Source organism: Butyrivibrio sp. VCD2006 (assembly GCF_000423925.1).
Taxonomy (GTDB): domain Bacteria; phylum Bacillota; class Clostridia; order Lachnospirales; family Lachnospiraceae; genus Butyrivibrio.
Genome location: NZ_AUIX01000023.1, coordinates 93,425 through 102,610 on the forward strand (window position 1 = coordinate 93,425; position 9,186 = coordinate 102,610).

A 9,186-nucleotide genomic window follows, 5' to 3' on the forward strand; every position below is an offset into this window, starting at 1 on the left:
CCTTATTCGTTGTCCTCTTCTTCAACCGGAGCCGGCGTTGCTTCCGCCGGTTGTTCAACCGGAGCGGGAGTCTGCTCTACATTTTGTGCCGGAGCCTCTGCCGGTGCCTGTGCCGGCGCTTCTGCAGGTGCTTCTGCAGGTGTCTCAGCAGGTGCCTCTGCGGGAGCAGCATTCTGCTCGACAGCAGGAACGGAACCGGGAGCAGCGGGCGTTGAAGACGGATCACCGACAGCGGGACCTGTGTAAATAATACCCTGCTGAATGAGGCTTGCTTCCTGAGCCAGAATTTCCTGAATATTTGGCTGAGCCATAAATGCAGGTGTGTGGTGACAGGTTACCTGAGGCGTTACGACAGTGTTACCTGCTTCATCAACACTTGTGGTGAAGTTTGAAGCGGCTGAACCGGGTGATTGTGCCAAAAGTGCAGCGGGCTCAGACGGTATAAGCTCAAATACGCCTGAAATTTTGAACGGGCACTGCTCTGTTGCAGGGTGCTGATCGCTCTGGCAAAGGATTCCGGAATAGTGAACATCACAGTTATCAGTGGGAACAGTACCTTCCTCAAAGTACTCAGTGAGGTGTGTTCCGTCGCAAAGACCGCCAACAGGCAGTTTTCCTGATCTTGAACATACAGTTGCGGAAACGACCGAAGCCGGCTTCTCAAAATTGGTGGACGGCAGATCCTCATGTATCTTGGACATAACAGCGCGCCACATGGTCTTGGCGAGATGCTGTTCTGCGCTGGTTGTAAGGTCTACGTTGTTGTCGTAGCCGGCCCATGTGGTTGCAGTGTAGTAGGTTGTGTAACCTGCGAACCATACGTCGTTCTCATCTGATGTGGTACCTGTCTTACCTGCGATGGCTGTTGTGCCGAAGTTAACGGCTGTACCTGTACCGCTTGTAACAACGTCCTGCATAGCGCTTGTAAGAAGGTATGCAGTAGACTCCTTGAGGATTCTTGTGGAATCCGTAGTAGTGTTATCAAGAATTGTGTTGCCCTCATGGTCCACAACCTTGGTGTAGAGCTTGGGCTTAATGTAAACTCCGCCGTTAGCGATTGCGGCATATGCGGCGTTGAGCTCCATGTTGGTAACACCGTGTGTCAGACCACCGAGTGCGGTAGGAAGCTGAACATCAGTGAAAATCTTACCCTTGATCTCTTCGTTTTCAGCAAGAGTTGTGAAGCCGAAATTCTTAAGATAATCAAAAGCAAGCTGAGGTGTGATCAGTGTCATGGTCTTAACAGCGATGATGTTCATTGAATCCTTTATGGCTGTTCTCATTGTTGTAAGACCTCTGTAGGACTCTCCGTACCAGTTGTTAACTGGACGTCCGTCAGGATAGTTGAAGGGTGCGTCGTTAAGAACTGTTGCAAGTGTAAGACCTGCGCTGTCAAGAGCCGGTGCGTAGGTTGAGAGCACCTTAAATGTAGAACCGGGCTGACGCACAGCGTCTGTTGCACGGTTAAGTGTTCTGGATGCTGTCTTGCTTCCGCGGCCACCGATCATGGCAACTATATAGCCTGTGGTGTGGTCTTCTATAGTAAGTGATACCTGAGGCTGAGGTGTGAGAGAAATGGACTCGCCTTCAACGGTATCGCCGTTTGCGGTAACTACTGCTTTGTATTCGTCTATCTTTTCCTGAGCTGCTTCCTTAGAAGAGAAGAGCATGTTGAAGCTCTTGGATTCATGCTCCTGGAAATAGCTCTTCATTTTCTCTGTGCTGTAGTTGGTCTTGTTGCCTTCTGCATCTGTAGTTGTAAGGGCGTAGTCAAGAAGATACTTGGTGCCCTCAGGATAGTTGCTCTCATCCTGATAAATAGTGTCGCAGATTGACTGTATGTGCGGATCCTGAGTTGAATAAATCTTAAGACCGCCACTGTAGAGAAGTGTATAAGCCTGAGTCTCGTTGTAACCGGCATCGATAAGGTCATCGATCAGCTGATTTGTAAGAGCATCAACAAAGTAGGAGTTGGGCATGTTGTCCGAGGTCTCCTGATCAGCGACCTGGATTCTGGCATAAACATCATCGTTCATGGCCTCAGTGTATTCGAGCTGTGTGATGTAGCCCTGATCGAGCATGTCACCAAGGACCTTCTCACGACGCTTCGCATTATTCTCCGGGTGTGTGATGGGGTTAAAACGGCTGGGATTCTGTGTGATGCCGGCAATAACCGCACATTCGGACAATGTCAGATTGGTAACTGACTTATTAAAATAGCGAAGTGATGCGGCCTGAACACCAAGAGTATTGCTTCCTAAATTGATGGTGTTCATGTAATTGAGCAGGATGTCCTCCTTGCTCATGGTTTTTTCAAGCTGGATAGCCAGATACTGCTCCTGGATCTTACGTTTGATCTTGGCAATATCAGAGTTCTCACTGGTCCAGCCGGTAAAGACGTTGTTCTTCAAAAGCTGCTGGGTTATTGTACTGGCGCCCTGTGTAAGGTCATGACTTGTGATTCCGACATATGCAGCTCTGATGATACCCTGTATATCGATACCGTTGTGCTGATAAAAACGCATATCCTCGATGGCAACGAAGGCGTGGCAGAGATTCTCGGGAATCATGTCCATGGTGACAGGGATTCGGTTGGAATCTGTGGAAACCAGCTTCGCTGTCTGGTTGCCCTCGGTGTCATAAACAAAGGTCGAATAGCCCGTGGGAGTAACGTTGATATTGCCGATCTCAGGTGCTGTATCAATTATTCCTCTGAAAACGCCGATGCCTGCGCATACGCCGCAGACCGCGATTCCAACGAGAGCAATGATTATCAGTTCTAAAGATATAAGGGAAATCTTTTTTCCCCATTTAGTGGTACCGGAGATGATAGCATGCTGCTGATCCCTGATACCTTTTCTTCCAAAATTCATAAATTCCTCCGATGTAAATATGTTATGTCCGTTTTTATGATATGATGAACATGTAGTAGCGCTTCGCAAAATGATTGCAATTCTACATCATTACATTATATCAAACTTGGAAAGTAAAGAATAGCCTAAGATAGGCTGTGTGGAACAGGGGTCATGGGAAAAACTGATAATTACAAAGTAATCCTGAAAGCAGGATGCGATGAAATAGTTGAAAAGAAATCAAGATTTATTGCAAATGTATTGCCTGTAGCAAGTGTGCAGGAAGCCGAGGAACAGATAGCCGCTTTTCAGAAAAAGTTCTGGGATGCAAGACATAACTGCTACGCCTTTGTGATCGGCTCCGATTTTGGAACCACCAGATGCAGCGACAACGGTGAGCCTTCGGGCACTGCAGGAAAACCGATTCTTGAAGTCATAAAGGGATCCGGAGTTACAAACGTACTTATAATAGTAACAAGATATTTCGGGGGCGTGCTCCTTGGAACGGGAGGACTTGTGAGAGCCTACACTCAGGCTGCCCAGGCGGGACTTGCGGCATCCGAGATAGGAGAGATGGTCTATGGAAAAAGGTTTCACCTCACCGCTGATTACACTCTTGTCAATAATATTCAGTACTACTTAAGGCAGGAGGAGATACCTCTTGAAAATGAGACCTATACGGATAAGGTTGAGTATGACATAACGGTTAGAATGGAGGATTGTGAGAAAGTTACGGATGGCCTGACTCAGAAAACAGAAGGGCGTCTTTCTATAGAAGAGATAGAAGAGGGGTATTTTGCTTTTTGACAGCCATGACAGGCTACGTGTTTTTTGATAGCGATATAATATGAAATGCCTGTAGGAGTGTTATTTTGCATAATCCGAGGGGCGAATAATTAGCTATAATGCAGGGTGTTCATGCCCTGCGTTTTTAATTTATAATATTAGTGCGCTTTTGGTATGAGCGCTTTACTGTTGTTTTCTTGCTTCACAGTCTGATTGTGAAGCGCAATATAAAAAGGGGGAAATTCCATGAAGAAAAGAAAGCATTGGTTTTCTGTTTTTTATGCTGCCTTTCTGGCAGTGCTTTTTTCCATGTCTGCGGCTGTGAGTCCGCTAAATAGTTTTACTGTAAGGGCCGATGAGGGTGAAGAGGATCCCGGTGATCAATATTACGCAAATATATTTTATGATAGGAATACTTTTACTCTTAATGATGACGAGATCAGCAATGTGTTTACCGCCGAAGTCACTGACACGAATGGTGCTGGCCCTGACGAATCCCTTGTCACATATAAATGGGAGATTCTGGATGATACTAAGAGTGCCTTTGCGATAGATGGGGCGGCTAATGAAAAGGAAGTTACGGTAACGCTTACTGAAAATGCAGAGGAAGCACTTAATGGTTTGCTTTATTATGATGCGAAAATCTATCTTAAAGTCGAAGTTGATGGTAGACTTGCATTTGATACCACTGAGAGTCTAAAGCTTAACACTAGCGAATATTTTTCTTTGGATAACATAGCAGTTTTACCCGCATCATATGATTATGGTGAGGATAATAAGAGTATGACCTTTAAACTTACCAATCTTGAGGATTACGACGAGGGGTACCTTGAGTTCAATACGGGGGCTCTTGTGGAAGTATCCGGATTAAGTGAAGATTATGGTGATGACTTTAAAATTGATGATTATTTTACTGTTGATGATTCTGACAAAAAAAGTGTGACTATCTCACTAAAAGATGATGCAAAGGAAAAATGGGATGCTTTTAAGAGTAAACATTCGTTGGATGACATTGAAAGTTTTAATGCTGAGTTTCCGTTTTATATAAGTACTACAGGCGGTTTGGCAGGAACTGTTACAAAAATAGTAGAGATATATTATTGTCCGGATACTATTATGGATTCTCTTCGTCTCTCTACGATTCTTAGTGATGGAAAAGATGATTGGGATAGTTCGGAGTTTGAACCGGGCGATGAGCCTAGAGAATTAGAGGCTGTATTCAATTATGAGAATCTTGTGCCCAAAGCAAATATTACCTATAAATGGGAACTGGAGGAAGATGCTGGAAAATACTTTGAATTTATAGGTGATACCGATAAAAAGAAAGTCAAGGTCGGAATTAGGGATGATGCCATCGATAATATGGGCGCGAACCTTGATATCTTAGCCTCTATTAGAGTTAACGTTAATATTGATGGGCGAGAAGATGATATGTCTCGCAACTTCAGATTGGTAGTGGCTGAGCCAAGGCTTGATCCCTACTTTAGTACATATAGGTTTAATGAATCTAACAGAACATATACAATTGGGGTTTCGGGACTTGGAAATGCAAAAGGAAAGATAGTATATCGTTATGATGATAAATATAAGGAAATAGCACCTGATATATTTGATATTGATATAACCGGAACAAAGATTGTTATCAAGCTTAAAAGTGAAGCGGATGAACTTTTTAAAGGAAAATATAAAGGCTATTTGGTCGAGCACTATGAAACTGGAGATAGCTATTACGTAGCAACCGGTGATTGGCTGTACAAAGATGGAGAATATGAATGTAATCTCGACCCATTTTGTTTTGAATACTATCCGGACGGTATGTATGATGTTTCCTTTAGCACTGATGAGGTTAAATTCACTAAAGGAACTCCTAAGGATGTACAGCTTACTGCTAATATTTCAAATACTGATGGGAAAGTTGTTGAGTATAATTGGAACTTTAGCGGAGGTTATCCTCTATCTTCTGAGTTAATCACTCTTGAAAATGCAGATAAGGCTACTGTAACTCTTAAGTATAATGGTAAAGATATTCCTGAGGAATCAATTTATTTATATTTTCAGGTGACCGTTGATGGAAAAATGGTGATACTTTCCAAGGGCTTTATCGAATTACAATTCCTTGATCCATCAGATCCTACAAATCCGGATAATCCAGGCGGTGGCGGAGACAATCCCGGCGGCGGAGATAATCCCGGAGGCGGAGACAATCCCGGAGGTGGAGACAATCCCGGAGGCGGAGACAATCCCGGAGGCGGAGACAATCCCGGAGGCGGAGACAATCCCGGAGGCGGAGATAACCCCGGAGGTGGAGACAACCCCGGAGGCGGAGACAATCCCGGAGGCGGAGACAATCCCGGTGGCGGAGATAACCCCGGAGGTGGAGATAATCCCGGAGGCGGAACTACTCCCGGAGGTGGAGATAACCCCGGAGGCGGAACTACTCCAAGTGGTGGAGATACACCCAGTGGAGGCAATACACCTAGTGGTGGAGATACACCCAGTGGAGGCAATACACCTAGTGGTGGAAATACTCCCAGCGGTGGTAACAACCCTTCAGCCGGAAATCAGCCGGCAGCAGACAGCACGGCTTCGCAGCCCGCACCTGCCGGAACAGCTATTTCAGCAGAGGAATCAGGAGCAAATGGAGCTCTTGAGGTTGTGTCATCTGCCGATGGTAGCGCTGCAGTAAGATTTAAGGCTATTAGTAATAAGAAGCTGAAGAAGCTTTCCATCCCCGGAACTATCAAGGATAAGAACGGCGTTGAATACAAAGTTACAGAGATAGGAAAGGGATCAGCCAAGAAATGCAAGAAACTTACTAATGTTAAAATCCCTTCAACAGTTACCAAGATTGGCAGCAATGCATTTAACGGATGCGCAAAGCTTAAGAACATCAAACTAGACGGAAATACCTTAAAATCCGTTGGTAAGGGTGCATTCAAGGGAATAGCCAAAGGAGCTAAATTCACCATCACAGCTAAAGATCAGAAGACCTTCGACAAGGTCGTAAAGATGCTTAAGAAAGCAGGAGCTAAGAACTGCACATTTAAGCATAAAAAAGGATAAACTACAGGGGCATATCACACTTAGTGTGATATGCTCCTTTTTTGCGACAGCCCCTGGAAGTGGATTTTGGAATTATAAAATTTCCGTTAAGTTATGCACGTCAAAAGGCTTTTTTATATAATTGTAAGTAGTTTTGCGAATGAAATTATAAGGAGGTTCACAGGATGAGGAAAATAACAGCAGGTGACGTGTTACATGTATATGGCAGCCTTGGCAGAATTGCTTATAGCGTGAGACTTTGCATCAGGATGGACGAGCTCATTGATGCGGATATACTTGCCCGCGCTTTGAAAAAAACAAGCAAGCGCTATCCATATCTTTGTGTGGCGCTCAAGGCGGAAAATGAGGAGTACTTCTTCGATGAGAACAACGAGCCGGTCTGTCTTTTTAATACAGATGAGAGAATAACCCTGAATTCCGCTGAGACCAACTACCATGTGTGGGCAGTCTGCTACAAAGACGACTTCATCTACCTCGATTTCTATCATGGAATCTGCGACGGAACCGGAATATACTTCGTTCTTGCAACGCTCTTATATTATTATGAATCTGAGAAATACGGTCCTATCAGCTCGGAAGGCATCAGAACCCTTGATGATCCAATAGATGAAAAAGAGTTTTTGGATCCAATGGACCTACTTCCTGAGATAGATCTTTCAACACTGCCTCAGGGCATTAGTCAGAGAAAACCTTCATTTTCGCTGCTGGATGACGCCGGAATGACTCCGAGTAGTGCGGCCATCGTCAGAGATGTGATGATTCCGGAAAAAGAGCTGCTTAAGTTTACATCCGCTAACGATGCCAGCCCCGGGACTTTTATTACCGTCATCACAGCCAGGGCCATCGACAAAATAAATCCGGTACGCGAAAAGCCACTTATGGGGGCATACATCATAAACGGAAGGCCAATGCTTCATGCGCCACTTTCACATCACAACTGCGTGACAACCACTTCGATGGAGTACACAGACAAGCTTAAAAATATGCCATTGGATAAACAGTGCACTGCTTACAGGGGCAGGACTTTTTTACAGAGTGATGAGGAAAGCGTTCAAAGGCTCCTGACCTTTAGCTCCTCCAGATGCAAGATGGTTGCAAAGTCGCCAACACTGGAAGCTAAGAAGGCTGCATACGCACAAATGATGGAGGGTGGGAAAAAGTACTTTTCTTATATGGTCAGTTATGTTGGTCAGTGGAAACAAAAGGAGATAGGAGCTCACATAAAAGAGTTCTGGACTCACGTTCCGGATGCAAATGGTTTTCTTATTGAAGTGGCTGCTGTTAATGGAAATATCTTTTTGTCGATGCAACAGAATTTTGTAGAGGATACATATTACAAGGCATTTTTGGCAGAACTTGAGGCAAACAATATTCCTTACACTGAAGTGGCTACAATGGAAAATGATATAGCGTATTTTCCAGAGATAAAGTGAATGAAACTAAAAAGGGCTGTCAGATGCGACAGCCCTTTTTCAATGTATGATAATGTATTAAATCAATCCTCTTCCATGAAACGCATCTTGTTGCTTCCTTCAGCCTTGGGCTGAGCGATGGCAACACCGACTTGCTTGGCTTTTTTCTGAGCCCTCATACACTTTGGACAAATGGTTCCAAAGTTCGTGGGAGTTCCGCAGACCTGGCAATAATTTCCCATAATGACCTGCTTCATTGTGGGGTCATCTTTATACTGGATACGTCCCTGCTTGATCCACTCCTTGACCTTGCCAAGAGGAATCCCGAAATGTTCTGCTACCTGATAGTCCTTAACATCATTTGCCCTTATATAATCGCGGACATCACAAAAAAGCTCCTGTTCTGCACATTTTGGACATTTATTGCCTTTAATGTTGTAGAGAAGCTTTCTGCCACAGTTGACACAAACTCTGGGGCCAGATGATTTAATTCCGTGGGGATCTATTTTATCACCCTGGGCGCGCTCGAAGCGCTCTCTGTTCTTGTCATAACTATCCATATAATTATTTTAAAACGATAAACCGCAAAATAAAAGCGAGAATGAGATGTTTATAGTATTTTAATCATTTTGCTCATTGCATCATGCTATAGTGAGTGATATACTATCTGAGTTTTGAAAATAAATAAACGTATTTTCTTATATTAATGTAATAAATTGTTATTCAATCAATGATCTCTCGGAATCTTGAGTGATCATGCCAGCTAAATTCTGGCAATTGAACTTTGACAAGTGAATATTACCCAAGATGAAAAAAAGATGCAAAACAGGGCATGAATAATAGACATAACACTGTTGCTATGCCTGAGAATGCTGTATGATATTTACGAGATCATGCTACATTACAAACCAACTTTCTCAGGGCGGATTCGTAAGGCAGATCCCATGCATCCAAATGTTGTAACATGAGGATGTGATAGAGGCGGCAGTACCACATCTTTGTTGAGCGGTGCCTGCCGCTTTCTAGCTTGAAGTCTATTTTCTCACGCTTGTTTGAGCGTTCAACAGAAGTTC

The 9,186-nt window shown here is 44.1% G+C and carries 5 protein-coding genes and 1 pseudogene; 3 read left to right on the forward strand and 3 right to left on the reverse strand.

What is annotated here, in order from left to right; all coding sequences use genetic code 11:
• Positions 1 to 2: 2 nt before the first annotated feature.
• Positions 3 to 2,873 carry a transglycosylase domain-containing protein gene (locus G586_RS22515; protein ID WP_081674312.1) on the reverse strand — a complete coding sequence of 957 codons (2,871 nt, stop codon included), beginning with the start codon at positions 2,871 to 2,873 and terminating at the stop codon, positions 3 to 5.
• Positions 2,874 to 3,026: 153 nt separating this feature from the next.
• Here G586_RS22515 and G586_RS0110150 point away from each other — a divergent pair, with 153 nt between their 5' ends.
• The 3 genes from G586_RS0110150 to G586_RS0110160 all read left to right on the forward strand — a co-directional run bounded on the left by G586_RS0110150 (position 3,027) and on the right by G586_RS0110160 (position 8,134).
• Positions 3,027 to 3,659 (forward strand): YigZ family protein, encoded by a 633-nt coding sequence (locus G586_RS0110150; RefSeq protein WP_026527681.1) that lies wholly within the window; start codon positions 3,027 to 3,029, stop codon positions 3,657 to 3,659.
• Positions 3,660 to 3,884: 225 nt separating this feature from the next.
• Positions 3,885 to 6,701 carry a leucine-rich repeat protein gene (locus G586_RS26960; protein ID WP_051204705.1) on the forward strand — a complete coding sequence of 939 codons (2,817 nt, stop codon included), beginning with the start codon at positions 3,885 to 3,887 and terminating at the stop codon, positions 6,699 to 6,701.
• Positions 6,702 to 6,865: 164 nt separating this feature from the next.
• Positions 6,866 to 8,134, forward strand: coding sequence for a hypothetical protein (locus G586_RS0110160; RefSeq protein ID WP_026527682.1), 1,269 nt, complete (start codon positions 6,866 to 6,868; stop codon positions 8,132 to 8,134).
• A 62-nt stretch (positions 8,135 to 8,196) separates the two neighbouring features.
• On the opposite strand, the gene G586_RS22525 is transcribed toward G586_RS0110160, so the two are convergent.
• The gene (locus G586_RS22525) at positions 8,197 to 8,673 is read right to left on the reverse strand and encodes a hypothetical protein (protein ID WP_051204706.1); all 477 of its coding nucleotides are present in this window, start codon (positions 8,671 to 8,673) and stop codon (positions 8,197 to 8,199) included.
• A gap of 331 nt (positions 8,674 to 9,004) precedes the next feature.
• A pseudogene (locus G586_RS26785) lies at positions 9,005 to 9,186 on the reverse strand (hypothetical protein); the annotation flags it as partial.

Excerpts from the sequence above, each read along its gene's own strand:
- G586_RS26960 (WP_051204705.1), top strand. The coding sequence starts at position 3,885 with ATGAAGAAAAGAAAGCATTGGTTTTCTGTTTTTTATGCTGCCTTTCTG.
- G586_RS0110160 (WP_026527682.1), top strand. The coding sequence starts at position 6,866 with ATGAGGAAAATAACAGCAGGTGACGTGTTACATGTATATGGCAGCCTT.
- G586_RS0110150 (WP_026527681.1), top strand. The coding sequence starts at position 3,027 with ATGGGAAAAACTGATAATTACAAAGTAATCCTGAAAGCAGGATGCGAT.
- G586_RS22525 (WP_051204706.1), bottom strand. The coding sequence starts at position 8,673 with ATGGATAGTTATGACAAGAACAGAGAGCGCTTCGAGCGCGCCCAGGGT.
- G586_RS22515 (WP_081674312.1), bottom strand. The coding sequence starts at position 2,873 with ATGAATTTTGGAAGAAAAGGTATCAGGGATCAGCAGCATGCTATCATC.